Here is a 25802-nt window from a genome sequence, read left to right on the forward strand (position 1 = left end):
AACCCGGAATGACAGCGGAAGGAACCGATGCAATTCGACACCAAGATCGCGGTCGTGATCCGGACCGATCTGCAGGCCTGGCAGAAGCTCAACGTTGCATCCTTTCTCACCAGCGGCATTGCGGCGGCGTTTCCGGAATGCATCGGCGAGCCCTATGAAGACGCCTCGGGAACGAAGTATCTCTCGCTGATCGGTCAGCCGATCCTGATCTATGGCGCTGATGGTCCTGCGCTATCGCGTGCGCTCGATCGCGCGCTGTCGCGTGGCGTCACTCCGGCGGTCTACACCGAGGACATGTTCAAGACCACGCATGACGCCGCCAACCGCGAGGCGGTGAGGGCGGTTGCCCGCGCCGACCTCAATCTCGTCGGTATCGCCATGCGCGCCGAGCGCAAGGTGATCGACAAGATCGTCGACGGCTTGAAATTCCATAGCTGAAATCGGCACCGCGCGCGGCGCGTTGTCACTTGATTGTTATCGCGTGGCTTGCAGCAAACATGTGCTGCTTGACTCCAATCAAGGGCTCGCGCGGCCGTTAGCGACACAAAAGCCCAGTACAAAATCGCAAAATAAATCGTGAGTTAGTTTCTGACAGATAAGTCAAGCTGTCGTGGCGTCAAAATGAGATGCGGTCTATCTGCCGTCGACAGTGGTGCACACAAGATCGCTCGGCAAAGAGTGGCGCAAAAAAAATCGGACAGCGCGGGATAGTTTGTACCTTGCCGGGGTTTTATTGGCAGCGATCAGGACCTCACCGCTTGGACATGACAATGCGTGCGCTCGCATTGGCCAGTACGGTACTGCTCGCAAAATCGTCTTGAAGTAAAATCGTCTGGAAAGGGAGTGCAGCGATGAAACGCGTGTCATCAGCCTCTCTCGCAATCGGGCCCTGCCTGTTTGCTTCCGTCAGCATGCGCAGTGTTGAGTGCCGGCCCCTCAACAGGCCACGGCAGAATAGAGCATTTGGCCGGTGATTGCCGCCCATCATTTTACCTCTGCAGTCAAGCACCGAAGCCCTTTGCTGGAGCTGACGACTTCATCGCTATGAATCCGCCAGGCGGCATCGTTTCCGATGTTCTCGGATGAAAGACATCTGCTCGACCATCTCAGTCAGTCGTTGCATCATGGAGGAACAATCATGAAAGCGCCGTTCCACACTGACCCGACGTCCGCCGACGCCGCCGATGCGGCTATCTATGTTCAGACGAACCTGGTCTCGGATATCCCCGGACTCGCCACGGTAACCGATCCGAATTTGGTGAACCCTTGGGGCGTCTCGTTTCTCCCCGGCAGCCCCTTCTGGATCTCGGACCAGCAGACCAACTTGGCCACCGTCTACCCGGTGACCGACAGCACCGATGTCTCTCCCGCGGTTCTCACCGTGAGCATCCCAACCACCGCGACCGGACCCCAGGGCCCCACGGGACAGGTCTCCAATACGAACGCCTCGTCTTTCATCCTGGACGACGACGCGAGCGCCCGCTTCATCTTCGCCGATCTCAACGGGACGATCTCCGGCTGGAACCCCGGCCTCGGGACGACCGCGTCCGTCGAAGTGACGACGCCGGGCGCCGTCTATACCGGATTGGCAATCAACGAGGCTCATACGATGCTCTACGCCGCCAACACCAGCGCCGGGACCATCGACGTCTTCAACAGTAGCTTCGACCCGGTCGACCTAGGCGATCACGCGTTCAAGACCCCGGGCCAGATCGCGGCCCGGGGGCTCGTCCCCTTCAATGCGACGGACATCGGTGGCGAAGTGTATGTGACCTACGCGCCTTCCGGGCGCGATGCGCAGATAGTGGCCGACGAAGGCGACGGGGCGGTGGCCATTTTCAGCGAGAGCGGCAAACTCGAGCCGCATGGAGTGCTGCTCGGCGGCCCTCACACTCCTCTCGCCGCTCCGTGGGGCGTCGCTATCGCTCCGGACAATTTCGGCCAGTTCAGCGGCGACCTTCTGGTGGGCAATTTCAGCTTCCTGCATAGCGAAATCAACGCTTTCGATCCCCAGACCCACCACTTCGAAGGCACCATCCCGATCTCCGTCGGTTCGGGAAACACGCCGGGCGGTCTCTGGGCCCTGACTTTCGGGGGCAGCGGCAACGACGGCAGCCCGAACACCCTCTACTTCACCGACGGCATCGACGGCGAGACGCATGGTCTGTTCGGCGCAATCCAGAGCATGCCGCTAGCTGGGGCATCGACGCTGACGCATCATTCAGACGCGTTGTTGGTCTGATCGACGCAGCAGGGCCCTTCCGGCCCTGCTGGCACGATGCAGCTCACACCCCGAGGCAGCTCATGTCTCGCCGCAAAAGCGTGGTCGGCCGCGAACCGAATGGCAGGCCACAACGCGCGCGCGATCACCCGTCGAGCTCAAACGCCTGCTCGACGGGGCCGCCTCAGGCTTGAAAGACCAGTTCTGGGCACGATGCTGGGGCGCCTAATGTCGGCGCCTCACGCCGGCGGCATGCCCTCGAACTTCGGCAGGCTGGGATCGAGCTGATCCCAGCCATGTCCGCGCGCGGCGTAAGTGACCACCTGGGGCTTGTAGCGAGACGGCTCGTCGAGGCTCGCGGCGCGGATGGTGAAGATGTCGGGCATCGCCGCGAAGGTCATGTAGACCGGCAAGCCGCACACGGAGCAGAAGGCGCGCGTCTTCACATTGCCGCTGTCACCGACCATGTCCCATTGCTTGGCCTCACCTGTCACCGTGACGCCGGCGCGCGCGAAGGTCGCGTACGAGCCGTGACCGCTGCCACTTTCACGCTGGCAGTCCCGGCACTGGCAGTGGTTGGCGAAGAGAGGCTCACCGGAGATCGAATAGCGGATCGCGCCGCAGGCGCAGCCGCCGGTATAGGGCTTCTTCATCGCGATATCTCCCTCTCACTCTTCGCCGCTGACCGCGTCGAGCCTCTGCAGGACCTTGGTCCAGCCATCGCTCATGTTGCGGTAGGCGGTGTCGTTCCTGGGCGTCAGGAAGCCCGAATGCACGAGGCGCACGCGCGTACCGGCTTCGACCGGCGTGAGGGACCAGGTGACGACGGTATTGAGCGGCGAGCCGTAGCCGGTATTGCCTTCGTCGCCGCCCTTCCAGGCGTAGGCGAGGCGCCGGTTCGGCACGACTTCGAGAACGCGGCAATGGATCACGCCATCCCAGGCGCCGGCCGGGTTGGTCTTGAACGTGAAAGTGTTGCCTTCGGTTGCCTCGAAGCCGGTCGGCGGCATCAGCCAGCGCCCGATCAACTGGGCGGTCGTCAGCGCCTTCCAGATCGTCTCGGTGGAGTGAGGGAGGACCTCGTCGATGACGATGTCCTGTGTGTTTTCTTGGGGCTTGGCTTTCAACTCGGCAGCACTCACGGATCGATCTCCTTCAAGAGGGTACGCAGGTTTTGGAAGCGCTCGCGCCAGAACACGCCGTAATGGTCCATCCATTCGACCAGCGGCTCGAGCCCTTGAGGGGCGGCGCGATAGTAGACATTGCGGCCCTCGGCACGCTCGGCGACGAGGCCGGCCTGCCGGAGGGATTTCAGGTGCTGCGAAATCGCGCCTTGGGTCACACCGCTGCCGCGCGTCAGCTCGGCGACGCTGATCTCTTTGCTCTCGAAGACACGCTCGAACACGGCGCGCCGGGTCGGATCGGCCAGCGCGCGCATGACGGTCGTAACCAGGTTTGGGGCGGCTTCGCTCATGGCCAACCAATTAGTCCAGGCTAATGCATTAGTCAAGACTAATGTGTTGGTCCGATTGACTATGACTGACCGGTCAGTCATAATCTAAAAATGGCAAAGACCCCGATCCACATTTCCGCCCCGCCAGACGTCCGCACGATCGCAAAGGGCGGCGCATCCAAAGCAGGTGGCGACGCCGTTGCAGGCGCCTCGAACCGCGCCGCACGGGCGGCTGAGCGGCGCGCGGCGATCGTGGAGGCGGCGCTGGAGGAATTCATCGCGCGCGGCTTCGCGGCGACACGGCTCGACGACATCGCCAAGCGCGCGGGCGTCGCCAAGGGCACGATCTACCTGCATTTCAAGGACAAGGAATCGATGTTCGAGGAGCTGGTCCGCATCGTGATCGTACCGGTGGTGGAGAAGCTCACGACGCTGCCGCCGCCGACCGGCTCGGTGCGCGATCTCGTCGAGTCCTTTGCCAGCAATTTCCTCAAGGAGGTCGCGAACACCAGGCGCGGCGATCTCGTGCGCCTGATCGTGGCGGAGGGGCCGCGCTTCCCGGCGGTGGCCGATTTCTACTATCGCGAGGTCGTCTCGCGCGGGATCGCAGGCATGCGCGCGCTGATCGAGCTCGGCATCGCCCGCGGCGAGATCCAGCAGAAGAACCTCGCACGCTTCCCCCAGATCCTGGTCGCACCGGCGATGATCGCGGTGATCTGGCAGAGCCTGTTTGCGCGGCATGCGCCGCTCGATGCGCAGGAGATGCTGCGCGTCCATCTTGATTTGATTTTTGGTGAACGGAGGACGACATGACGTCGTCGCAAATTATTTCGCACTTCATCCTCATCCTGAGGAGCGCGGAACGCGTGTCTCGAAGGATGAAGGCCCGGCTTTCAGTACGCCAGGCGCGACTTCATATGATCGTGGCCGTCGTGCTCGCAACTGGGCTTGCCGGGTGCATGGAGAAGCGTGATCCCGGCTTCCAGGGCTGGGTCGAGGCCGACATGATTTTCGTCAGCCCCGACGAGGCCGGTCGCGTGATCAAGCTCAATGTCCGCGAAGGTGACGAGGTCAAGGTCGGCGATCACCTCTATTCCGTCGACGACGATCTCCAGCTTGCCGATCTCAACCAGAACAAGGCGACGCTCGCGAACGCGCAGCAGACCTATGATCGCGCGGCCTCGCTCAGCAAGACCGGCTCCGGCACGCAGGCCAATCTGGATTCCGCGGTCTCGGCCTTGCGGGTCGCGGAAGCACGCGTGGCGACATCGGAGACGCGGATGGCGCGGCGCAAGGGCTTTGCGCCGGTTGCCGGCACCATCCAGCAGATCTATTTCCGCGAAGGCGAGATGGTTGGCGCGCAGCGGCCGGTGCTATCCATCATGCCGCCCGGCAACATGAAGCTGCGCTTCTTCGTGCCGGAGGCGGAGCTGCCGAAGCTCGCGATCGGCGATCAGGTTCGCGTGTCCTGCGACAATTGCGCTGATGACCTCACCGCAAAGATCTATTTCATCGCGACTTCGGCCGAATACACCCCGCCGGTGATCTACAGCCTCGATGAGCGCAACAAGCTCGTCTACCTGATCCAGGCGCGGCCCGCGCGGCCGGATGCCTTGCGGGTGGGTCAGCCAATCAGCATCTATCTCAATCCAAAGACTCCAGTGGCGGACAAGCGATGAACGGGACATCCGGCAACGGCATCGCGATCGACGTCAAGGGCCTGACGAAATCGTTCGGCGGCCGCGAGGTCGTGCACGATCTGTCGATGCAGGTGAAGCGCGGCTCGATCTACGGCTTTCTCGGGCCCAACGGCTCGGGCAAGACCACGACCATTCGCATCCTCTGCGGCTTGCTCACGCCGGACAGCGGCGAGGGCACCTGTCTCGGCTACGACATCCGCCGCGACGCCGAACGCATCAAGCGCCAGGTCGGCTACATGACCCAGCGCTTCAGCCTGTATCAGGACCTCTCGGTGCGCGAGAACCTGGAGTTCGTAGCGCGGCTCTACGGCCTGCGCGATGCCCGCAGCGCGGCGCGCGACATGATCAGGCGGCTCGGGCTTTCGGGCCGCGAGGAGCAGCTCGCCGGCGAGCTCTCCGGCGGCTGGAAGCAGCGGCTGGCGCTCGGCGCCTGCACCTTGCCCAATCCTCAACTCTTGCTGCTCGACGAGCCGACCGCGGGCGTCGATCCCAAGGCGCGGCGCGATTTCTGGAACGAGATCCATGCGCTCGCGGCCGACGGCCTCACCGTGCTGGTGTCCACCCACTACATGGACGAAGCCGAGCGCTGTCACGAGATCGCCTACATCGCCTACGGCCATCTCCTGGCGCGCGGCACGGTGGACGAGGTGATCGCGAAATCCGCACTCACCACCTATACCGTGACGGGTGAGGATCTGAACGGCCTTGCGGCCGAGCTCACCGGAAAGCCTGGCGTCGACATGGTCGCGCCGTTCGGCACGTCGCTGCATGTCTCGGGACGCGATGTCGCGGCGCTGGAGGCGAGCATCGCGCCATGGCGCGACAGAAGCGGCCTGCGCTGGCAGAAATCGTCGCCTTCGCTCGAGGACGTGTTCATCGAACTGATGGGCCGCTCGAAGGACAATTTCCAATGACCGCCGTCGATCAGCCGTTCCCAACGCACGAAATCCGGGAGCGCTTCGGTTTCTGGAAGCGCTCCTATGCGATGCTGGTCAAGGAATTCATTCAGCTCAGGCGCGATCGCGTGTCCTTTGCGATGATCGTCATGCTGCCGGTGATGCAGCTCCTGCTGTTCGGCTACGCCATCAACACCACGCCGCACAACCTGCCGAGCGCGGTGCTGCTCCAGGAGGACAGCGATCTCGCCCGCTCGGTGCTGAAGGCGCTGGAGAACACCGCCTATTTCCGCTTCCTTTACGAAGTGCACGATGTCGACGATTTCGACAATCTGCTGAAATCCGGCAAGGTGCTGTTCGGCGTCGAGATCCCACGCGGCTTCGAGCGCGCGGTGCGGCGCGGCGACAAGCCGGCGCTGCTGGTCGCGGCCGATGCGACCGATCCGATCGCGGCGAGCGCCGCGCTCGGCTCGCTCGGCATGGTCGTGCAGACCGCGCTCGCGCACGATCTCTATATCGGCGATCCCCCGGAGATGCCGTTCGAGATCCGGGCACATGCCCGCTACAATCCGGCGGCCGCCTCGAGCCTTAACATCGTGCCGGGCCTCGTCGGCACCATCCTGACCATGACGATGCTGATCTTCACTGCGCTCTCGGTCACACGCGAGGTCGAGCGCGGCACCATGGAGAGCCTGTTGTCAATGCCGATCAAGCCGGTGGAGGTGATGTTCGGCAAGATCATTCCTTACGTGCTGGTCGGCTTCGTCCAGGCCTTCCTCATCATCGGCATCGGTGTCGGTCTGTTCGGCGTACCCGTGCTCGGCAACTTAGTCCTGCTGGCGCTGTTGTCGACGCTGTTCATCACCACCAACCTGTCGATCGGCTATACGATCTCGACGGTGGTGCAGAACCAGCTTCAGGCCATGCAGATGTCGATGATGTTCTTCCTGCCGAGTATCCTCTTGTCCGGATTCATGTTCCCGTTCGCGGGCATGCCGGCCTGGGCGCAATATGTCGGCGAATGCCTGCCGCTGACGCATTACCTGCGGATCGTGCGCGCCATCATGCTGAAGGGCGCGACCATGCAGAACCTGCGCTTCGATGCGCTGGCGCTGGCCGCCCTGATGCTGGTCGCCATGGTCATCGCCGTGACGCGCTTCCGCCGCACGCTGGATTGAGGCAAAATACCCCGGAATCGAGGGGGTGGAATGGTCAGCTTTGCGAGCAGAAGGAAACGGCATCATGCCGTGTTGTCGGAGGATTTCGAGCGCGAGCTGACGCGGGAAGTGCTGCGCACCGAACTCTTGCGGGTGAGGGCGCTGATCATGACGGGATGCGTCATGATCGTCTTCCTCACCGCGATCTACCTGATCGATCCGGCCGTCGTGAACCGGGTCTGGCGCGGAACGCGTGGACTCCTCGAAGAGTACGGCCTTCTGATCGGCTTCATCCTTCTCGAGGTCTGGATCTACACCCAGATCCGGCGCAACCTCAGGCTCAACCGCGATCTGCCGGTGGTCCGGCGCTATATCGGCGCCCTGATCGAGACGTCGCTGCCCACGGTCATCCTCATCCTGCAAATCCGGAGCATGGGCGCGAGCCAGGCGCTCGGCTTCGCCGTGCCGCTGATCTACTTCATCTTCGTCATCCTCTCGACCCTGCGGCTCGATTTCTGGCTCTCCACCTTCACGGGCTTCGTCGCCGCGGCCCAGCTCTTCGCGGTTGCGCTGATCTATGATCCCTCGAGCGGCATCGGCGAACCTCAGACCTATTTCCATGCGGTGCGCAGCATCATCATCCTGGTCTGCGGCGTGCTCGCGGGCACGGTCGGCGCGCAGCTCCGGCGACAATTTGCCGCGAGCATCGCGGCGGCCACCGCGCGCGACCGCGTGACCAACCTGTTCGGCCAGCACGTCTCGCCTCAGGTGGTGGATCGGCTGATGACGCAGGGAACGAGCGCCGGCGGTGACGTCCGCCGCGTTGCGGTGATGTTCGTCGATTTCCGCGGCTTCACCGCGGGCGCGCAGACGCGCTCTCCGCAGGAGGTGGTCGACCGGCTCGACGGCGCCTTCGCGGTGCTGGTCGACATTCTCGACCGCGAGGGCGGCATCGTGAACAAATTTCTCGGAGACGGCTTTCTGGCGCTGTTCGGCGCGCCGCTGGAGGCCTCCGACGCCGCTCATCGCGCGGTTGCCGCAGGCCGCGAGATGCTGACCGCGATGGATCACATCAACGCGCAGACGAGCTGGCCGCTTCGTATCGGCATCGGCATCCATTTCGGCGAGGTGGTTGCCGGCAATATCGGCTCGCCCCGGCGCAAGGAGTACACGGTGATCGGCGACACCGTGAACTTTGCCTCGCGGCTTGAAGCGTTGAACAAGGAGTTCGGCTCGCAGCTCCTGATCTCGGCATCCGTGCGCGAGGCGCTCGGGGACGACGGCGGCGATGCCGTTGCGCTCGGCGAAGTCGCGGTGCGTGGCTACGAGCAGCCGGTGGCGGTATTTCGGCTGGGGTGAGGGGCTTTCGACGGCTTCAGACGCAACTCGCGTTTGGTTGATGAGGCGTGATGAAATTTTTGCCGGAGCTTTCTGCTCCTGCACTCAGGAAGCCGAAACGTCCTCGGCTTTCGTCTGTCACGCGGAGAAAACCAATGACCCGATTGACCTTTGTCTCGGCGGCCTTGATCGCTGCCGCCGTCTATCAAATTCAGACCGCAGCCGCCCGTGACGTCGCCGCGCGGCGCGCCGCACCTCAAACAGCGGCGGATTGTGTGAGGGCTCCAGCGGTGGGCGCGTATGCCTCTGCCCCCTACAAGGAGCCACCTTGCATGCCGAAGCCGACGAACTGACGATGGAGGCAGACGAGGTCGGGCTGGCGAACTCCGCCAACCTGACCTCGCGATCCGCTGCGGCCGGCTCACTATGCCTGTAGTCGCGCCAACAATGATTGCTCCGAATGCTCCGAGTTTTGAGACATGACGAGTAATGCCGCCGGCTTATACAATGCCGGCGGTGCGGCCGGTTGTGGCCGCCATTTGCGTGAAGGGAAGCGAAAGATGCAGCGGCGCTACATCACCGTCGACGTGTTCACCGACCGTGCCTTCGGCGGTAACCAGCTCGCCGTCGTGCTCGACGCCGGCGGGCTTTCGACCACACAAATGCAGGCGATCGCGACCGAGTTCAACTATTCCGAGACAACCTTCGTGCTGCCGCCGCGCGATCGGGACAATGACGCGGAGGTGCGCATCTTCACGCCGGTCAGGGAGCTTCCTTTCGCGGGGCACCCCAACGTCGGCACCGCATTCGTGCTGGCCACGTTCGCGAAAGAGCCGAAGCCGCGCCTGCTGTTCGAGGAGAAGGCGGGGCTCGTGCCGGTCGACATCAGGAGAGAGCAGGGCCGGGTGGTCAACGCCGAGCTGACCGCGCCGCAGCCGCTGTCGCGCCTCGCGCAGCTTTCCGCCGCCGAGGTCGCGGCTTGCCTGTCGCTCACCACGGATGACATCAGGACCGATCGTCACGCGCCGCAGGTCGTCGGCGTCGGAACGCCCTTCGTGGTGGCGGAAGTGCGGTCGCGCCACGCCGTGCGCCGGGCCAAGCCCGATGCCGCAGCGTTCGGCCGGGTGTTGCCGCGTGACGGTGCTTTCGCCATCTATTTCTACACCCGTGATGTCCCTGCGCCGGAGTCGCCCTGTGAATTGCAGGCGCGGATGTTCTTCCCGGGTGCGAGTGGCCTGATCGAGGACCCCGCCACCGGCAGCGCCACGGTCGCCGCGGCGGCCTTGTTCGCCGATCTCGATTCCCTGCTCGAGGGCGAATTGCGGCACACGATCGGCCAGGGCTTCGACATGGGCCGCCCGAGCCTCCTCCTGACGCGCGTGCGCAAGCAGGATGGCAAGATCGTCTCCGCTCATGTCGGCGGAAGCTGCGTGCAGATGATGGAAGGCACGTTCAGCTTGGCGGGGGAGGGGTAACCCTCGCCGCCCGCGCGCGAATTCTCTCCACTTGTCATCCGGGGCGCGCGTAGCGCGAACCCGGAATCCATCGGGCCGCAGAGTTGGTGGGTAAATGGATTCCGGGCTCGCGCTCGCGCGCGCCCCGGAATGACGGGGATCTAGATCTGCCGCCCCGCCAAATTCTTCACCGTCACCCCATCCCGCTCCTCGATGATCTCCGCGATCATCTGCCGGTGGCAATGGGCGTGGTCGCGCTCGTAGCAGAGCAGGCAGACGGGGCCGGCCTTCTTCACCAGCGCAGAGAGCTCGTCGAGCTCTTCCTTCGCCTGCGGCGTCTTCAGGTGCTTTGAATAGATCGTTTCCAGCACGTCGTATTGGCCGCTGCGAGCGGCGAGGCGGCCTTCCCTGGGCGTGCCGAGCGCGGCGAGGTGGACATAGGCGATGCCGCGCTCATCGAGGCCGGCGGCGAGCTGCTTCTTGGAGAAGCCCGGCCGGCGCGAGGAGGTCACCGCGCGCACGTCGACCACGAGCTTGACACCGGCCTGTTCAAGTTCGTCGAGCACGGCCCTGGGCGGTGTCTGCTCATAGCCGATTGTGAAGAGCTTCTTCGCCTTTGCCATCGAGCAATCTCAGCCCACCCGCGCAATCAGTTCCATGGCGCCGGCCGGTGCGCGCACCTTGCCTTCATGGATCACGTAGGCGAACACATCGCGCGGCTCCTTCTTGGGCTTTGCCTTGTCAACCTTCGGCAGGTCGTCGGGTTCGCTTCCCTCGGCCCAAGCTTGAAACCGCTTGCTCCAGGCATCGAGCTCCTTGGGCGGGTAACAGGTCTTGATCTCGTCGTTGCCCTTCTGCAGCCGGGCATAGACGAAATCGCCGGCGACGTCGGCGATCGCCGGATACTTGCCGTGCTCCGCAAACACCACGGGCGTCTCGAATTCGCGGATCAGCGCGACGAAATCCGGCGTGCAGAAGCTGTCGTGGCGGACCTCCACGACATGGCGCAACACGCGCCCGTCGAGCTTGCGCGGCAGGAGCTCGAGGAATTTGCCGAAATCGGCGCCGTCGAATTTCTTGGTCGGCGCGAACTGCCAGAGCACAGGTCCGAGATGGTCGCCGAGTTCCAGCACGCCGGAATCATAGAACCGCTTGATGGAATCGCCGGCCTCCGCCAGCACGCGGCGATTGGTGGCGAAGCGCGGACCCTTGACCGAGAACACGAAACCCTCCGGCACCTCGCTTGCCCATTTGCGAAAGCTCTCCGGTTTCTGCGAGCCGTAATAGGTGCCATTGATCTCGATCGAGGTCAGCTTCGAGGCTGCGTAGGACAGCTCCTTCGCCTGCGCGAGCTTCTCCGGATAGAACACGCCGCGCCAGGGCTCGAAGGTCCAGCCGCCGATGCCGATGAAGATGTTGCCGGATTTTTTTGACGCGGTTTTTGCTTTGGCCACGGAAGGATCTCGGATGGACGGGGAGCGGGCCTTCATCCTAATCAAACGAGTTGTGATTGGCCAGTTGCCGCACGCCTTCTAAGCTTTGCGCGGGATCTGCGAAAAAAGGAGAACAAGATGCGGATGCTGATGGTGGGAGCGGCGCTCGTGATGATGACATCTGCTGCCACATCTACTGTCATGGCGGATGACGATGATGCGCGCGGCGCGCAGAAGCTCGCCATCCAGGGCCGCGACGATTACTGGCATTGCCTGGCGCGCGAGTATTCGCGCGACAGCAATCAGGGCCTGTCGGAGCAGGATTTCAGCCGCTCGGTCGCCAGCGCCTGTCCCTCGGAGCGGCAGTACTATCGTGTGGCGCTGCTCGACTATCTGACCACGCAATATCCGAACATCGATTCCGGCGCCCATCTCGCCACTGCGAACAAGGCGGTCGAGTCGGCGCAGAAGGACATCGTGACCGCGTTCGTCAAGCGCCGGCCGCCGGAGAAGTAGGGGAGTGGCGAATGGCCAGTAGCGAATAGGGCAGGAAAGCCAGCATTCATCATTCGCTACTCGCCATTCGCCCCTCCGCGGAGGGCTCTTCCGGCTCCGCGCTCATCCATGGTATCAGATGGGAACATCTGGAACAGGGATGGGGTCACATGTCGTCTGAGTCGGTGGGTGGCATTTGTGGTGCGATCGTTGCCGCGATCGTGCTGGCGGTCGCCGTCGTCTTCGGGCCGATCGGCCAGTTCGGCAAGCCGCCCAAGCCCGCGAAGGTCGAGCCGGCCCCTGGGGCCGCGCCAGCGGCACCAGCCGCACCTGCGCCGCGAGGTCCCGTGATCCGGGAAGTGCCTAACCAATAAGGGCATGAAAACGGGGGTTTTAGCCCCCTTGCGAAGAACTTTGTCGTTCCTATCTAGTTGACAACGGCGACGTCGAGCGAAGAGCTCCGGCGCCGGAACGACCTTGGAATAGCTTGGGCCTGCGCCGGATGTACGCGCGGTCCGCCGTTCCGGGGTCGTTGGCATTTTAGGGCCTCTTTCGGCCATTTCCCCAGAGAAACCCCGGCTTGGCAGCGCAGGACGTGGCGGATATACGCTCCGTCATGAATGAAGCGATCAGACCGAGCCCCGAAAGCCGGCCACAGGGCCAAAATCACGTCCAAGAGACGGTTTCGCGGTCGCCAGAGCTTTCGGTGGTCGTCCCGACCTTCAACGAACGCGACAATGTCACGGTACTGTACCGGCGGCTCGAGGCGACGCTCGCCGGCATCGCCTGGGAGGTCGTGTTCGTCGACGACAATTCGCCCGACGGCACCTGGGACGTCGTGCGGGCGCTTGCCCAGCACGACAGCCGGGTGCGCTGCATCCGCCGCATCGGCCGCCGCGGCCTGTCGGGCGCCTGTATCGAGGGCATCCTGGCCTCCAGCGCGCCTTACGCGGCGGTGATCGACGCCGATCTCCAGCACGACGAGACGCAACTGCCGAAGATGCTGTCGCTGCTGGTGAGCGGGCAGGCCGAGCTCGTCGTCGGCAGCCGCTACATCGAGGGCTACAAGAGCGAAGGTTTCAACAAGCAGCGCGCCGGCGCCAGCGCGCTCGCCACCGAGGTGGCCAAGCAGGTGCTGCGGGTCGAGATCGCCGATCCCATGAGCGGCTTCTTCATGATCCGCCGCGACCGTTTCGAGCAATTGGCACCAAAGCTTTCGGTGCACGGCTTCAAGATCCTGCTCGACGTCGTCGCGAGCGCACAGGGCAGCTTACGCGCCGTCGAGATTCCCTACACGTTCGGTGCGCGGCAGCATGGCGAGAGCAAGCTCGATTCCATGGTCGCGCTGGACTTTCTCGGCCTCGTGCTGGCGAAGCTGACCAACGACATCGTCTCGCTGCGCTTCATCCTGTTCGCGATGGTCGGCGGCATCGGCCTCGTCGTGCACCTCACCACGCTGTTCATCGCGCTCGAGTTGTTCAGGGTGCCGTTCGCGGAGGCGCAGGCCGCCGGCGCGCTCGTCGCCATGACCAGCAACTTCATCCTCAATAACTTCCTCACCTACCGTGATCAGCGGCTGAAGGGCTTTGCCATTGTGCGCGGCCTGATCGCCTTCTACATCGTCTGCAGCGTCGGCCTGCTCGCCAATGTCGGCGTCGCCTTCTCGGTTTACGACCAGGAGCCGATCTGGTGGCTGGCTGGTCTCGCCGGCGCGCTGATGGGCGTGGTGTGGAACTATGCGATGTCCGGACTGTTCGTCTGGCGCAAGAAATAGCCAGCGATGGGCGGGGCTGACGCGCGGATCGTCCGCAATACGGCGCTGGTGATCCTCGCGCTGATCGCGCTGCGGCTGGTGGCCGCCGCGTTCACGCCGATCACCTTCGACGAAGCCTATTACTGGATGTGGTCGAAGAACCTTGCGGGCGGCTATTACGACCACCCGCCGATGGTCGCCCTCGTGATCCGCGCCGGCACCATGATCGCCGGCGACACCGAGCTCGGCGTCCGGCTGGTCTCGATCCTGCTCGCGCTGCCGATGAGCTACGCGATCTACCGCTCGGCAGCGATCCTGTTCGGCGGCGCGCGCGTCGCCGCGACCAGCGCCATCCTGCTCAATGTGACACTGCTCGCCGCGGTCGGCACGATGATCGTCACGCCGGACGCGCCGCTGCTGGTTGCCTCGAGCTTCGTGCTGTTCTTCCTCGCAAAGGTGCTGGAGACCGGGCGCGGCGCCTGGTGGCTCGCGGTCGGCGCAGCCGTCGGCGCGGCGCTGCTATCGAAATACACCGCGCTGTTCTTCGGGCCGGCGATTCTGATCTGGCTCGCGGCCGTGCCGAAGCTCAGGCGCTGGTTTCTCTCGCCCTGGCCCTATCTCGGCGGCCTCGTTGCGTTCGCGCTGTTCCTGCCCGTGATTCTCTGGAATGCGGACCATCAATGGGTCTCGTTCGCAAAGCAGCTCGGCCGCGCGAGGATCGAGGACTTCCGTCCCGTCTTCATCGCCGAACTGATCCCGACCCAGATCGCCTTCGCCACGCCCCTCGTCTTCATCCTCGGTGCAATGGGGCTTCACGCGCTGACCTGGCGCAGGGCGGGCGCGCTCGCCTCGCGCGTGCTGATCGAGGCGATGTTCTGGACCATCGTTGCCTATTTCGTCTGGCATTCGCTACATGCCCGCGTCGAGGCCAACTGGTTCGCACCGGTCTATCCGCCCTTCGTCGTCGCCGCGGCCGCCGCTGCCAACCTCGTGCAGTGGAAGCCGGCCGAGCGCCGGCTGGTCGATTTCTGCCTGCGCTGGGCCGCGCCCGCAGGCATCGTGATGTTCGCCGCGCTCATCGTGCAGGCCAACACGGGCGTGCTGTCCGGCGATCGTCGCGATGCGACTGTGCGCAGCGTCGGCGTGGGTTGGCGCGAGCTTGCCGGGCAGATCGAGGCCGTACGCGCCCGCCATGGTGCAAGCTGCATCCTCGCACCGGACTACGGCACCACGGGCTGGCTTGCCTTCTATCTGCCGCGCGGCACCTGCGTGCTGCAACAGAGCCAGCGCATCCGCTGGGTCAATATGGGAGAGCCCGATCCGAAGCTGCTCGCGGGCAAGCTCATCTATGTCGATGAGTTGCATCCGGAGGGCCACCCGTTCCTCAACGAGTTGTTTGGAGAGGTGACGCGCGTTGCGGAATTGCAGCGCAAGCGGGGGCCGCTGGTGATCGAGACCTACGGCATCGATTTGCTGGAAGGCGCCAAAGGCGAGGTGCTGGACCGCTCTCCGCCGCCGGAAGCGCGGTAGCGGTTCGAGACTTCAGCCCGCCACGTCGGCTCCAGCCGCCGCCTGTCTCGGCTGTCGCTCATCGCGCCAGAACCAGACCGTCACCGTGCCGGAGCGGCCGCGAATCTGCGTGCGCAGCGGGCCTCTCAGCGTGTTGTCGCGATCGCCGAGGAAGTCGGCGGCGTCCAGCAGCGTATCGCTGAGCGCGAGCTTTGCATCGTGCTGGGCGGCGACTTCCATCAGCCGGCTCGCCACGTTGACGGTGTCGCCCGTCGCGGTGATGTGCTGGTGGCTGCCGCCTAGGCGCGAGGCGACGATGGGGCCGAAATGCGCGCCGATCTTGAAGCTGAGCCGATCCCCGATCGAAGGCGGCAGCGATGCGAGCCAGCCTTGGACGGCGCGATGCAGGTCGACTGAGCATGTGACCGCGCGGGCTGCGTCATCCGGCATCGCGCGCGGCAGGCCAAACAGGATCATGGCGCCGTCGCCGAGAAAGTCCGTGATGATCCCGCCGGAGGAGACTGCCGTCTTGTCGACCAGCGCGTGAAACGCCTTGAGCAGATCGCGGAGCGTATCCGGATCGATCCGTTCGCTCAGCGACGTGAAGCCGGAAAGATCGATGAAGACGACGGCGGCGTTCTGCCGGACCGGCTTTGCCAGGAAATCGGGATCGCGCGCCAGCCACTCCTGCACTGCCGGCGCCTGGAATTGCGCCAGCGATCGGCTCTTGGCGGCGAGATATTGCGTCCGGCGTCCTGTCGCCCACAATTGCACGCCGGCGAAGACTGCGACCGGAGGCACCGCGGCTGCAAGCGTGGTCGCGCCGTTGAGCCAGATGCCGTGTGTGAACGCGAACAGGTTCAGCGCGGCCCAGGCCGTCATCACCGCGGCGGCTGCAATGATGCCGATCGCGCTCCGCCGCCAGGCCAGTAGGCCCACCAGCAGCATCGGCAGCAGGATCGCAGCGAGTGCATCGGCGATGTGGACCCGGCGGTCGCGCACGATGCCGTCGCCGGCAACGAGGTGGGTGATGGCGGTCGAGACGACCTCGACGCCCGGCATCAGGGAATCGAATGGTGTCGGGAAGAAGTCGCCGCCGCCCGCGACGGAGGCGCCGATCACGACGATCCGATCTTCGATCGTCCCGCGATCGAGCGTGCCGTCGAATATGGTCTGCGCGCTCACCGTGCGGATGGTTCGGCGCGGTCCGTAATAGGTGATCGGCAGCGCGAAGTCGGTATCGGTCCGAACCGTGCGATCGCCGAGCATGAGATGGTCCGGTGCGATCGTCAGCGGCTTGTCGAGCGCACGGCTCGCCACCCGCAGCGGAAACGACAGCTCGACCTTGTCATGCGTCCTGAACAGCATCGGGACCGAGAGCGGTGATCCCGATTGTCCCGTCGCGACGTTGACGACCCCGACCTCGGCGTGATCGGTGAAGGCCGCTAGCGGCAGCAGGAAGCGTTCGGCCTGGGGCAGGGTGGCGAGTGGCCCCTCGCTGCTCGTCGCCACGGTATCGCTGGCGGTCGGGAAGATCGCCGCGGCGGCGAGGATGGTGGGACTGGCGGCGAGCGAACGCGCCAGCGTGGCATCGCCGAGCCCGCCGCCGCGATCGACCAGCAGGAGGTCGATGGCGACGACCTTCGGCTTGAACTGCGCGATGGCGTCGACGACGCGCGCAAGATCGGCGCGGGGCAGCGGGTAGCGGCCGCCGCGCTTCACGACGGTATCGTCGATCGCAACGATGGTGACGAGATCGGGAGGGCGCTGCGGGCCGCGCGCCAGCGTACGCAGGTCGGTCAGCGTTGCCTCAAGGCGATCGAGAAACCGCAAATGGCCGTTGGCGTGACCGGCATAGATGCTACCGCCCCACAGCGCAGTGAGGACGAGCGCAACCAGGATCTCAACGCGTTGGCTACTCATACGGCCGTTTCTGCAATCCGCTTTGTCCGAGCCTGTTGTTCCAAGTCGACTGTCCAAGTCTACTGTCCGAGCCTTGCCATCAGCGCGTCGATGCGAGGCTGGCCCCAGCGTTTGACCTCCAGCGTGCCGGTGCTCGTCTCGACGTCGACGCCTTCGCCCGGTTCGAGGACGACGCCGCGTCCGCGAGCCCTGCGGCTCACGCCGACACGTCCGTCGGCGACGAAGACGGACGTCTTCGCGTCGGCAACATCGACCGCCCATTTGGTGCCGCGCACCGCCGCGATCGCCTGCGGCGTCAGCACCTTGAAGGGATTGCCGCCGCGCTTCTTCGGAACCTCGATCAGCAGGGCCTTGCTGCTCAACTCGACGGAGTCAATACGTCCGTCGCGGTTGGCGTCCTTAAGTTCAAACCTGGCGCCATTTTCAGCAATGATCGTGATGCCGTTGTCGCAGCGCCACATCTGCGTGCCGGCGGCGGACGGCGATGATGTGCAACTTGCACTGGCGGGCTGCGCGGCAGCCTGCCCCATCAACAGAAACGACCACGCCAGAGCCAAGCATCCGGCGCGCGTGCCCCTTTTCATGTCAGCCTCCATTGGCGTGGTCGGCACATTTCAAGGCAATGTTGATACGGTACCGTATTACACGCCGAGGCTGCTGAAAAGTGCCGTGCTGGCAGCTATTTTGTCGATCGGCGTATTTCCAGATTGCACGCGATCAACTTTCGGTCAGGCCGGCGTGTCGCGGGAGCTTCCGATAAGCAGCATCGACGGCACGTCAGGTGCTGTTTGTAGATGATGCCCATCATATCGACGCAGCGAAGGGACGGCGGACTCGCCAGCCGCGCGCAACGCCTCGTCGCTATGTTTGGCGGTATTGCAGACCACGAAAACGGCGTAGTTGGATGCGCAATACGCCGCTGCTGGAGACGCCAGATGACCACGCCGAGAGGCATGAGAATTATGGTTAACAGCCCCGCCTAAGTCCGTAGTTCTGCGGGCTTTTCCCTAAATGGGACAGCATTAACGAGTTGCCCTATATCCGCCTGAACTTAATCCGCATTTAACTAAAAGTCGCCTTAATGACGCTCCGACCTCCTGCGAGATGCTGCGGTCTGAACGTGACCAGTAGCGGCACTTCGAAGGGGGACTGAGTGACACCGTCCTGGACGCAAGGCGAATGAGTACGAGTATCGCTGCGCAGAGTAACGCGGCACGGAAGTCCAAGAATTCTTTTCGGAAGTCTTCCCGGAAAAAGACCAGCCCAAACGTGCTTGGCGCCGCCGCGATCGGCTGCCTCGTGCTGGGAGCCGGCTGGACCGTCTACAGCAACATCCTTGCCGCGAGCGTCTATCCGACGGTCGGCAGCACCGGCTACGACGAGCCCGTGATCAAGCGCGCGCCGAAGGTCGCGCTGCGCGAGGCGGGTGAGGCGGTGAGGGAAGCTTTCGCGCTGCTGCCCGACCGGGTGCAGGTCGCCGCGCCGATCTCGCGCGAAATGTTCAACGAGCGCTTTGCCGCCGCCGCTACCCAGGGCGTGGAGTCGAACGCGGCGAGCGCGGCGCTTCAGGCTCCTGCAACCAAGACTGCCGAAGCCAAGGAGACTGCGAAGCCCGCCGCGCCTGTGAAGGTTGCGGAAGCGCCGAAGGCGCAGGGCCCGGCCAAGATCGCGGACGCCGCGAAGGCCAAGCGTGGTGCTGATGCGCCGGTGCAGGTCGCCTCGGCCGAGCCGGCCGAGACTGCGCACCTGCCCGAGGCGAAGCCGAAGTCCTTCGCCGATCGCGCCAAGGCTGCCGTGTTGTCGATCACCGGTCCCCGCCAGTCGATGGTGGAGAAGCTCTGGGGCAAGCGCGAGCCGTCCGGCGGGCTGCTGGCCTATGCGTCGGCCGATGCCAGCGTGACCGCGAGCATCGCGCCGAAGGAGCAGAATCCCATGCTCGGCGGTTCGCCGCCCTATGAGCGCGACACCGCGGTCTACGACATCACCGCAAAGACGGTTTATCTGCCCGACGGCACCAAGCTCGAGGCGCACTCCGGCCTCGGCTCCAATCTCGACGATCCACGCTCCTCGCGCGTCCGTATGCGCGGCGTGACGCCGCCGCACATCTACACGCTGAAGCCGCGCGAGGCGCTGTTCCACGGCGTCCCCGCGCTGCGGCTGACCCCGATCGGCGGCGAGAACGCGATCTATGGTCGCGACGGCCTGCTCGCGCACACCTTCATGCTCGGGCCGAACGGCGACTCCAACGGCTGCGTGTCGTTCAAGGACTACTACGCATTCCTCGACGCCTATCGCAACAAGGGCATCCGCAAGCTTGCGGTGCTGGCGCGGGTCGAGTGATCCGCGTCTAGGCCGCTAGCGTCTTGCGCAGCGCCATCTCGGTGGCAATTGCTTCCCTCACGGCGGGCCGCGCCTGCATGCGTTCGAGATAGCTGACCAGCGACGGCCATTGCGCGATATCGACGCCGGCGGGACGGAGCAGCAGCAACGCCCAGGTGAGATGCGCATCTGCTACGGTGAAGCGATCGCCGACCAGGAATTCGCGCTCAGTGAGATGCGTGGCCGGCACCGACAATATCTGTCCGATTCTTGCGCGCGGCTTGGCGAGCGACGCCTCGTCCTTGTACCAGAAGGTTGGAAACAGGAACCCCTTGTGGATCTCGGCGCCGGTGAAGCTGAGCCACTCCTGCAGGCGATAGCGATCCGGATCGCCGGGCCGCGGCGCAAGCCCGAGCTCAGGCTTCAAATCGGCGACATATTGCAGCACCGCCGCGCTCTCGGTGAGCCGTTCGCCGTTCTCCAGGATCAGCACCGGCACGGCGCCTTTCGGCGAAACGCCGCGGAAATCGCTGCCGTCGTCCACGACCTTCTTGGTCCAGATATGGACGAGGTGATAGCGCGCCTCGATGCCGGCCTCCATCAGCGCGATACGGCTGGCGAGCGAGCAGGCCATCGGAAAGAAATAGAGCTGCAGCATCGTGCGCTCCGTTACTTCAGCGCCTCGCCGCGCGCGATAATTGCGAAGCGATCCGACAGCTCGGCGAGCGCAACCTCGTGGATCGTCCGGGCATCCAGCGTCCCGCCGCGGCCATCGGGCAGGTCGCGAGTGGCGCAGGAATCGGCCGCGATCGTCGTGCGCAGGCCGAGGTCGAGTGCGGCGCGTGCGGTCGAACTCACGCACATGTGGGTCATGAAGCCCGCCAGCACGATGTTCGTGCGTCCGGTCGCGGCGAGCCGCGCCTGCAGGTCGGTGCCGGCGAAAGCGTTGGGCAGTCCCTTCTCGATCACGGGCTCGGTCGCAAGTGGTGCCAGGCTCTCGACGATCGCGCCGCGCTCGGCCTCGCGGTCGAACAGGCCGCCGGCGCGGCCCTTGTGCGCGATGTGGAAGATCGCAGCGCCGCTCTGGCGCGCGTGTGCGAGCAGGCGAGACGCGCGCACGATCGCGGCCTCTGCATCAGGCAGCGCGAGCGGGCCCGCGCGATATTCGTTCTGGATGTCGATCAGGACGAGACAGGTCTCGCCGAGCCGTGGCGGAGTAAGATCTGCGCCGGCGAGTTCGAGCAGGGTCTTTGGAGCGGTCATGGGAGCCTTTCCAGGAGGTCGGACCAGCGCAGCCTAGCGCGGCCGCGGCCCGCGTTCGTGCAGGACTATTGCAGCAGGTGGCTGCAAATTTGCAGGCAAGCGGGCAGCATGCTAATCGGTGCGGATGAACTGGGACGATTTGCGCATCATCGCGGCCGTGCGGGACGAGGGCACCTATGCCGGTGCGAGCGCGCGGCTGCGCATCGACGAGACCACGGTCGGGCGGCGCATCGCCCGCATCCAGCGCGACCTTGGCGTTCCCCTGTTCGAGGCCATGGACGGCGTGCGCCGGCCGACCCGCCACTGCGAGAAGGTGCTCGAACACATCGGTGCGATTGCCGGGCATGTCGCCGAGATCGGCCGCATCGGGGAGAGCCAGCCGGGTCCCGTCGGACGGCTGCGCATCGCCTCGACCAATTCGGTCGCGGAGGAGTTGCTCGCGCCACGCGCCGAGCCATTTTTGCGCGAGAACCCTGGCCTGACGCTGCAATTCCTGACGTCGAGCGAGAACGTCAAGTTCTCGCGCTGGCAGGCCGATCTCGCCATCCGGCTGCGCAAGCCGGAGAAGGGCGACTTCACGATCTCCAAGCTTGCCGAGGTGCGGCTGTATTTCTTCGAGCCGGCGGAGGCCGTCGATGCCGCACCGATCGTCTGTGCCTATCCGGACGAGTTAGATGCGATCCCGGAGCAGCAGTTCTTGCGCGCAAAGCGCCTCAGCGCGGCGCGCTGCGTCACCGACAATGTCCGCGTCATCCAGACGTTGATCAGGTCGCATCGCGCCATCGGTGTCCTGCCGGAGCACAACAGCGCAGCGCTGCTCGCCGATCGCGGCCTGCGCGCGACGCTGCTTCCCAGGCGTCGCGACGTCTGGCTGCTGGTGCAGAACCATCTCAGGCGCGATCCGGCGACGCGCTTGACCATCGACTGGCTGCGGCTGTGCTTCAGGGATCTCGCGCATCGTTGACTGCCGACGGGCGACCGACAGCCGCGTGATGACCGCGATAGGCTTCGTGCCGAAGCTCGAAGAGCGAAGGCGGAAGCGCGAGCCCGGAATCCATACCCCAGGCGGTTGGAATGGTCCACTACGTCTACATCTTCGCCAGCAGGAAGCACGGCACGCTCTACATTGGCTGAGCAGAATCCGAACTGGGATGATCTCTATCCCAGGTTAGCCAACTGACGTTCGTGGTTATGGATTCCGGGCTCGCGCCCAACGGGGCGCGCCCCGGAATGACGAGGGGGAGAGCCGGCAAAAACAAAAACCCCGGCATCGCTGCCGGGGTTCTGCATTTCGTGGAGCGAGATCCCGGCTCTGCGGTGCACCGCTGCGCGCTGCACCGCGTCCGGGACGACTTCGTCGATCAGAAGTCCATGCCGCCCATGCCGCCGCCCGGAGGCATCGCGGGGCCGGCGCCGCCCTTCTTGGGCAGCTCGGCGACCATGGCTTCCGTGGTGATCAGCAGAGCTGCAACCGAGGCTGCGTTCTGGATCGCGGTGCGCACGACCTTGGTGGGGTCGATGATGCCCTTGGTGACCAGGTTGCCGTATTCGCCGGTCTGGGAGTCGAAGCCGTAGTTGTAGGCCTTGTTCTCCAGGATCTTTCCGATGATCACCGAGCCGTCTTCACCGGCGTTGATCGCGATCTGGCGAGCCGGCGCGGACAGCGCCTTGCGCACGATCTCGACGCCGGTCTTCTGGTCGTCGTTCTTGGTGCGCAGGCCCTTGAGCTGCTCGGAGGCACGGAGCAGGGCGACGCCGCCGCCCGGGACGATGCCTTCCTCGACAGCCGCACGGGTCGCATGCATCGCGTCATCAACGCGATCCTTGCGCTCCTTCACCTCGACCTCGGTCGCGCCGCCGACGCGGATCACCGCGACGCCGCCTGCGAGCTTGGCGAGACGCTCCTGGAGCTTCTCGCGGTCGTAGTCCGAGGTGGTCTCCTCGATCTGCGCCTTGATCTGGGCCACGCGCGCCTCGATGTCGGCCTTCTTGCCGGCGCCGTTGACGATCGTGGTGTTCTCCTTGTCGATCATCACCTTCTTGGCGCGACCGAGCATGTTGAGCGTGACGTTCTCGAGCTTGATGCCGAGATCTTCCGAGATCGCCTGGCCGCCGGTCAGGATCGCGATGTCCTGGAGCATGGCCTTGCGGCGATCGCCGAAGCCCGGAGCCTTGACGGCCGCGACCTTCAGGCCGCCACGGAGACGGTTCACGACGAGGGTAGCGAGCGCTTCGCCCTCGACGTCCTCGGCGACGATGACCAGCGGCTTGCCGGTCTGCACCACGGCCTCGAGCAGCGGGAGCAGCTCGTTCAGCGAGGAGAGCTTCTTCTCGTTGATGAGGATGTAGGCGTCATCCATCTCGACGCGCATCTTGTCGGCGTTGGTGACGAAGTAGGGCGAGATGTAGCCGCGATCGAACTGCATGCCCTCGACGACGTCGAGCTCGGTCTCGAGCGACTTGGCTTCCTCGACGGTGATGACACCCTCGTTGCCGACCTTCTTCATGGCGTCGGAGAGGAACTTGCCGATCTCCGCGTCGCCGTTGGCCGAGATGGTGCCGACCTGGGCGATCTCGTCATTCGAGGTGACCTTCTTCGAGTTCTTCTCGAGGTCCGCAACCACGGCTTCGACCGCGAGGTCGATGCCGCGCTTGAGGTCCATCGGGTTCATGCCGGCGGCGACCGACTTGGCGCCTTCCTTCACGATCGCGGCCGCGAGCACGGTCGCGGTGGTGGTGCCGTCGCCGGCCGCATCAGCGGACTTGGAGGCGACTTCGCGCACCATCTGGGCGCCCATGTTCTCGAACTTGTCGTCGAGCTCGATCTCCTTGGCGACGGTGACGCCGTCCTTGGTGATGCGCGGAGCGCCGAACGATTTGTCGAGAACGACGTTGCGGCCCTTCGGGCCGAGGGTGACCTTCACTGCATTGGCGAGGATGTCGACGCCACGCAGCATCTTGTCGCGCGCCTCAACCGAGAATTTGACTTCTTTGGCTGCCATCTGGATTTTTCCTTAAGGGTTTGACTGAGGGAGAGAGAGGGGCTCTTAAGCCGCCTTCTTCTTGGAATCGCTGACCTCGAGGACGCCCATCACGTCGCTCTCCTTCATGATCAGCAGGTCCTGGCCGTCGATCTTGACTTCGGTGCCGGACCACTTGCCGAACAGCACGCGGTCGCCGACCTTCAGGTCGATCGGGATCAGCTTGCCAGCCTCGTCGCGGCCACCGGGGCCAACGGCGACGACTTCGCCCTGGGAGGGCTTTTCCTTGGCAGTGTCGGGAATGATGATGCCGCCAGCGGTCTTCTCTTCTGCGTCGATGCGCTTGACCACGACGCGGTCGTGAAGCGGACGGAATTTCATGCAGTCCTCCTAAGCAGTTGCACGAGTTGAGGATTTTCAGCTTGTTAGCAATCGTTACCAGCGAGTGCTAGCACAAGCGAGGTTGAAATAGGACAGGAATTTTGCGGGAGCAAGGGCTTGTAGCAGAAAAATCAGCACTCCCAAGCGCGCGTTGCCAGCTTCCCTTTTCCATCGTTAACCGACCTGCGGAGCCCGTATTAGCACGGGCGCGCATCTGCTGCTAACGCATTGAATTTCAACAGCTTGTTAAACTTTTGGGCTTGAGATGGATTGTCAGTTTGCGTCACATTTCTCTCATGTGAGCGCATCTCCACCGGGTGGCTCGTCGGGCACACGGGATCGAGCCAGCCCCCTGAATATGCGCTCCTGCAAAGGAGGTTGGCATGGGCTTGCCGGTTGGGGGTGTTTCCGAGGACTTCCGGAAACAGATGCTTGGTTACGGGCTGACGACGGCGCAAATTCTCTATCGGATGCCGGATCATCCCTCGCTGCTGCAGACTTACGTCTGGCAGAACTACGATGTCTTCCCGAAATTCCCGGCGCTGACCGACTTCCTGGCGTTCTGGGAGGAGAAGCTCGACGGTCCGCTGTTCTCGGTGACGGTGGCGCACTCCAAGCTGATCAAGCCCGCGGAGCTGCGCGCCGTGGACGGCGTGTTCAGGCTGAACTGACGCCGGGCTCGGACTCGTAGGGTGGGCAAAGGCGCGCTTGCGCGCGCCGTGCCCACCAACCTCTCCACGATCGCATCTCGCGCTGGTGGGCACGCTTCGCTTTGCCCACCCTACGATTTCCCCAATCTGTGCTAGCCTCTCGCCCATAACAACAACGGGAGGCAACTCATGGCCAAGACCAAGAAGCCGGCATCGCGCAGCGCCGCACAGCCTGCGGTGAAGAAGAGGAGCGGCAGCAAGGCCGCGGCGCGGTCCTCGGCGCGCAAGGCGGTGAAAGCGAAGGCGCGCACGACACCGGCCAAATCGTCCGCCAGGAAGGCTGCGCGGCCGAAGCAGCGCATCGCCGTCAGCCATCACCGCGAAGAAGACTTCAAGGCCGACGGCCTGCGCGCCTACGCCCAGTATCGCGACCTCGGCATCTCCGATGCAACCCATGGCCTCGCACAAGCGCATGTCATCCGCCTCTTGCCACCGTGCAATCCGGCCGAGGTCTCAAAGCTCCACTATCACGACGTCGAATTCCAGATGGTCTATGTGCTCAAGGGCTGGGTGAAGACCTATATGGACGGCCAGGGCGAGACGCTGATGACGCAAGGCAGCGCCTGGACCCAGCCGCCGAAGATCAAGCACATGATCCTCGACTATTCGGATGATGTCGAACTGCTGGAGGTGATCCTGCCGGCGGAATTCAAGACGGTGGAGTTGAAGGCGTAGCCGTTCTCTCGTCGTCATTGCGAGGAGCGCAGCGACGAAGCAATCCAGACCATTTCCGCGGATGAATTTCTGGATTGCTTCGCTTCGCTCGCAATGACGTTCTCTTACCTCAGCCTGTAGCCCGGATGGAGCGAAACGAAA

The 25802-nt window shown here is 64.3% G+C and carries 28 protein-coding genes; 17 read left to right on the forward strand and 11 right to left on the reverse strand.

What is annotated here, in order from left to right; translation table 11 throughout:
* The first annotated feature begins 27 nt into the window (after nt 1-27).
* Nucleotides 28-438 carry a DUF2000 family protein gene (locus tag MTX21_RS00720; RefSeq protein WP_280970043.1) on the forward strand — a complete coding sequence of 137 codons (411 nt, stop codon included), beginning with the start codon at nt 28-30 and terminating at the stop codon, nt 436-438.
* Between the two features lie 700 nt (nt 439-1138).
* Nucleotides 1139-2242: a TIGR03118 family protein gene (locus MTX21_RS00725; protein WP_280970044.1), complete on the forward strand. Its 1104-nt coding sequence runs from the start codon at nt 1139-1141 to the stop codon at nt 2240-2242.
* Nucleotides 2243-2460: 218 nt separating this feature from the next.
* Here the strand turns inward: MTX21_RS00725 and MTX21_RS00730 are convergent, their stop codons facing one another.
* The 3 genes from MTX21_RS00730 to MTX21_RS00740 are packed head-to-tail and all read right to left on the reverse strand — an operon-like array spanning nt 2461 to nt 3695.
* Nucleotides 2461-2874 (reverse strand): GFA family protein, encoded by a 414-nt coding sequence (locus MTX21_RS00730; RefSeq protein WP_280970045.1) that lies wholly within the window; start codon nt 2872-2874, stop codon nt 2461-2463.
* A gap of 15 nt (nt 2875-2889) precedes the next feature.
* Nucleotides 2890-3363 carry an SRPBCC domain-containing protein gene (locus tag MTX21_RS00735; RefSeq protein WP_280970046.1) on the reverse strand — a complete coding sequence of 158 codons (474 nt, stop codon included), beginning with the start codon at nt 3361-3363 and terminating at the stop codon, nt 2890-2892.
* Nucleotides 3360-3695, reverse strand: coding sequence for a metalloregulator ArsR/SmtB family transcription factor (locus tag MTX21_RS00740; protein WP_280970047.1), 336 nt, complete (start codon nt 3693-3695; stop codon nt 3360-3362). Before MTX21_RS00740 ends, MTX21_RS00735 begins: the two co-directional genes overlap by 4 nt.
* Nucleotides 3696-3785: 90 nt before the next feature.
* Between MTX21_RS00740 and MTX21_RS00745 the strand changes: the two genes are divergently transcribed.
* The 6 genes from MTX21_RS00745 (at nt 3786) to MTX21_RS00775 (ending at nt 10240) form a co-directional block, all read left to right on the forward strand.
* Nucleotides 3786-4487, forward strand: a complete 702-nt coding sequence (locus MTX21_RS00745; RefSeq protein ID WP_280970048.1) for a TetR/AcrR family transcriptional regulator — start codon at nt 3786-3788, stop codon at nt 4485-4487.
* A gap of 104 nt (nt 4488-4591) precedes the next feature.
* Nucleotides 4592-5353 carry an efflux RND transporter periplasmic adaptor subunit gene (locus MTX21_RS00750; protein WP_280970049.1) on the forward strand — a complete coding sequence of 254 codons (762 nt, stop codon included), beginning with the start codon at nt 4592-4594 and terminating at the stop codon, nt 5351-5353.
* Entirely contained in the window at nt 5350-6288 is a 939-nt protein-coding gene (locus MTX21_RS00755; RefSeq protein WP_280970050.1) for an ABC transporter ATP-binding protein, read from the forward strand. Before MTX21_RS00750 ends, MTX21_RS00755 begins: the two co-directional genes overlap by 4 nt.
* Nucleotides 6285-7448 (forward strand): ABC transporter permease, encoded by a 1164-nt coding sequence (locus MTX21_RS00760; RefSeq protein ID WP_280970051.1) that lies wholly within the window; start codon nt 6285-6287, stop codon nt 7446-7448. Before MTX21_RS00755 ends, MTX21_RS00760 begins: the two co-directional genes overlap by 4 nt.
* Nucleotides 7449-7478: 30 nt before the next feature.
* Entirely contained in the window at nt 7479-8786 is a 1308-nt protein-coding gene (locus tag MTX21_RS00765; protein ID WP_280970052.1) for an adenylate/guanylate cyclase domain-containing protein, read from the forward strand.
* A 539-nt stretch (nt 8787-9325) separates the two neighbouring features.
* Entirely contained in the window at nt 9326-10240 is a 915-nt protein-coding gene (locus MTX21_RS00775) for a PhzF family phenazine biosynthesis protein (protein ID WP_280970054.1), read from the forward strand.
* Nucleotides 10241-10380: 140 nt separating this feature from the next.
* On the opposite strand, the gene MTX21_RS00780 is transcribed toward MTX21_RS00775, so the two are convergent.
* On the reverse strand, nt 10381-10842 hold the full coding sequence (locus MTX21_RS00780) for a DUF488 domain-containing protein (RefSeq protein ID WP_280970055.1): 462 nt from the start codon (nt 10840-10842) through the stop codon (nt 10381-10383).
* Nucleotides 10843-10851: 9 nt separating this feature from the next.
* Entirely contained in the window at nt 10852-11673 is an 822-nt protein-coding gene (locus MTX21_RS00785; protein ID WP_280970056.1) for a DUF72 domain-containing protein, read from the reverse strand.
* Between the two features lie 117 nt (nt 11674-11790).
* Between MTX21_RS00785 and MTX21_RS00790 the strand changes: the two genes are divergently transcribed.
* The 4 genes from MTX21_RS00790 to MTX21_RS00805 all read left to right on the forward strand — a co-directional run bounded on the left by MTX21_RS00790 (nt 11791) and on the right by MTX21_RS00805 (nt 15430).
* Nucleotides 11791-12168, forward strand: a complete 378-nt coding sequence (locus MTX21_RS00790) for a hypothetical protein (protein ID WP_280970058.1) — start codon at nt 11791-11793, stop codon at nt 12166-12168.
* Nucleotides 12169-12317: 149 nt separating this feature from the next.
* Nucleotides 12318-12521, forward strand: a complete 204-nt coding sequence (locus MTX21_RS00795) for a hypothetical protein (protein WP_280970059.1) — start codon at nt 12318-12320, stop codon at nt 12519-12521.
* Nucleotides 12522-12763: 242 nt separating this feature from the next.
* Nucleotides 12764-13921: a glycosyltransferase family 2 protein gene (locus tag MTX21_RS00800; RefSeq protein WP_280970060.1), complete on the forward strand. Its 1158-nt coding sequence runs from the start codon at nt 12764-12766 to the stop codon at nt 13919-13921.
* A gap of 6 nt (nt 13922-13927) precedes the next feature.
* The gene (locus tag MTX21_RS00805) at nt 13928-15430 is read left to right on the forward strand and encodes a glycosyltransferase family 39 protein (protein WP_280970061.1); all 1503 of its coding nucleotides are present in this window, start codon (nt 13928-13930) and stop codon (nt 15428-15430) included.
* A 12-nt stretch (nt 15431-15442) separates the two neighbouring features.
* On the opposite strand, the gene MTX21_RS00810 is transcribed toward MTX21_RS00805, so the two are convergent.
* Both MTX21_RS00810 and MTX21_RS00815 read right to left on the reverse strand, forming a co-directional pair.
* The gene (locus MTX21_RS00810; protein ID WP_280970062.1) at nt 15443-17332 is read right to left on the reverse strand and encodes an adenylate/guanylate cyclase domain-containing protein; all 1890 of its coding nucleotides are present in this window, start codon (nt 17330-17332) and stop codon (nt 15443-15445) included.
* Nucleotides 17333-17391: 59 nt separating this feature from the next.
* Nucleotides 17392-17862, reverse strand: coding sequence for a FecR domain-containing protein (locus MTX21_RS00815; RefSeq protein WP_280970937.1), 471 nt, complete (start codon nt 17860-17862; stop codon nt 17392-17394).
* On the opposite strand from MTX21_RS00815, the gene MTX21_RS00820 reads away from it, so the two are divergent.
* Both MTX21_RS00820 and MTX21_RS00825 read left to right on the forward strand, forming a co-directional pair.
* Nucleotides 17762-18130 (forward strand): hypothetical protein, encoded by a 369-nt coding sequence (locus MTX21_RS00820; protein WP_280971200.1) that lies wholly within the window; start codon nt 17762-17764, stop codon nt 18128-18130. The genes MTX21_RS00815 and MTX21_RS00820 overlap by 101 nt on opposite strands.
* A gap of 381 nt (nt 18131-18511) precedes the next feature.
* Nucleotides 18512-19672: a DUF2778 domain-containing protein gene (locus MTX21_RS00825; RefSeq protein ID WP_280970063.1), complete on the forward strand. Its 1161-nt coding sequence runs from the start codon at nt 18512-18514 to the stop codon at nt 19670-19672.
* A gap of 7 nt (nt 19673-19679) precedes the next feature.
* Here the strand turns inward: MTX21_RS00825 and MTX21_RS00830 are convergent, their stop codons facing one another.
* On the reverse strand, nt 19680-20309 hold the full coding sequence (locus MTX21_RS00830) for a glutathione binding-like protein (RefSeq protein WP_280970064.1): 630 nt from the start codon (nt 20307-20309) through the stop codon (nt 19680-19682).
* Between the two features lie 11 nt (nt 20310-20320).
* A complete protein-coding gene (locus MTX21_RS00835; RefSeq protein WP_280970065.1) occupies nt 20321-20914 on the reverse strand; it encodes a cysteine hydrolase family protein in 594 nt (197 codons plus the stop codon).
* 124 nt (nt 20915-21038) lie between these two features.
* Here MTX21_RS00835 and MTX21_RS00840 point away from each other — a divergent pair, with 124 nt between their 5' ends.
* A complete protein-coding gene (locus tag MTX21_RS00840; protein WP_280970066.1) occupies nt 21039-21878 on the forward strand; it encodes a LysR family transcriptional regulator in 840 nt (279 codons plus the stop codon).
* Nucleotides 21879-22275: 397 nt separating this feature from the next.
* Here the strand turns inward: MTX21_RS00840 and groL are convergent, their stop codons facing one another.
* Together groL and MTX21_RS00850 are read right to left on the reverse strand one after the other, a co-directional pair.
* Nucleotides 22276-23916, reverse strand: coding sequence for a chaperonin GroEL (gene groL / locus MTX21_RS00845; protein WP_280970067.1), 1641 nt, complete (start codon nt 23914-23916; stop codon nt 22276-22278).
* A gap of 45 nt (nt 23917-23961) precedes the next feature.
* Nucleotides 23962-24276 carry a co-chaperone GroES gene (locus MTX21_RS00850; protein ID WP_027552484.1) on the reverse strand — a complete coding sequence of 105 codons (315 nt, stop codon included), beginning with the start codon at nt 24274-24276 and terminating at the stop codon, nt 23962-23964.
* A 383-nt stretch (nt 24277-24659) separates the two neighbouring features.
* Here MTX21_RS00850 and MTX21_RS00855 point away from each other — a divergent pair, with 383 nt between their 5' ends.
* A complete protein-coding gene (locus tag MTX21_RS00855) occupies nt 24660-24947 on the forward strand; it encodes an usg protein (RefSeq protein ID WP_280970068.1) in 288 nt (95 codons plus the stop codon).
* Between the two features lie 168 nt (nt 24948-25115).
* Nucleotides 25116-25661: a cupin domain-containing protein gene (locus MTX21_RS00860; protein ID WP_280970069.1), complete on the forward strand. Its 546-nt coding sequence runs from the start codon at nt 25116-25118 to the stop codon at nt 25659-25661.
* The last annotated feature ends 141 nt before the right edge of the window (nt 25662-25802 follow it).

Origin of the sequence: Bradyrhizobium sp. ISRA430 (genome assembly GCF_029909975.1) — a bacterium.
Classification (GTDB): Bacteria; Pseudomonadota; Alphaproteobacteria; order Rhizobiales; family Xanthobacteraceae; genus Bradyrhizobium.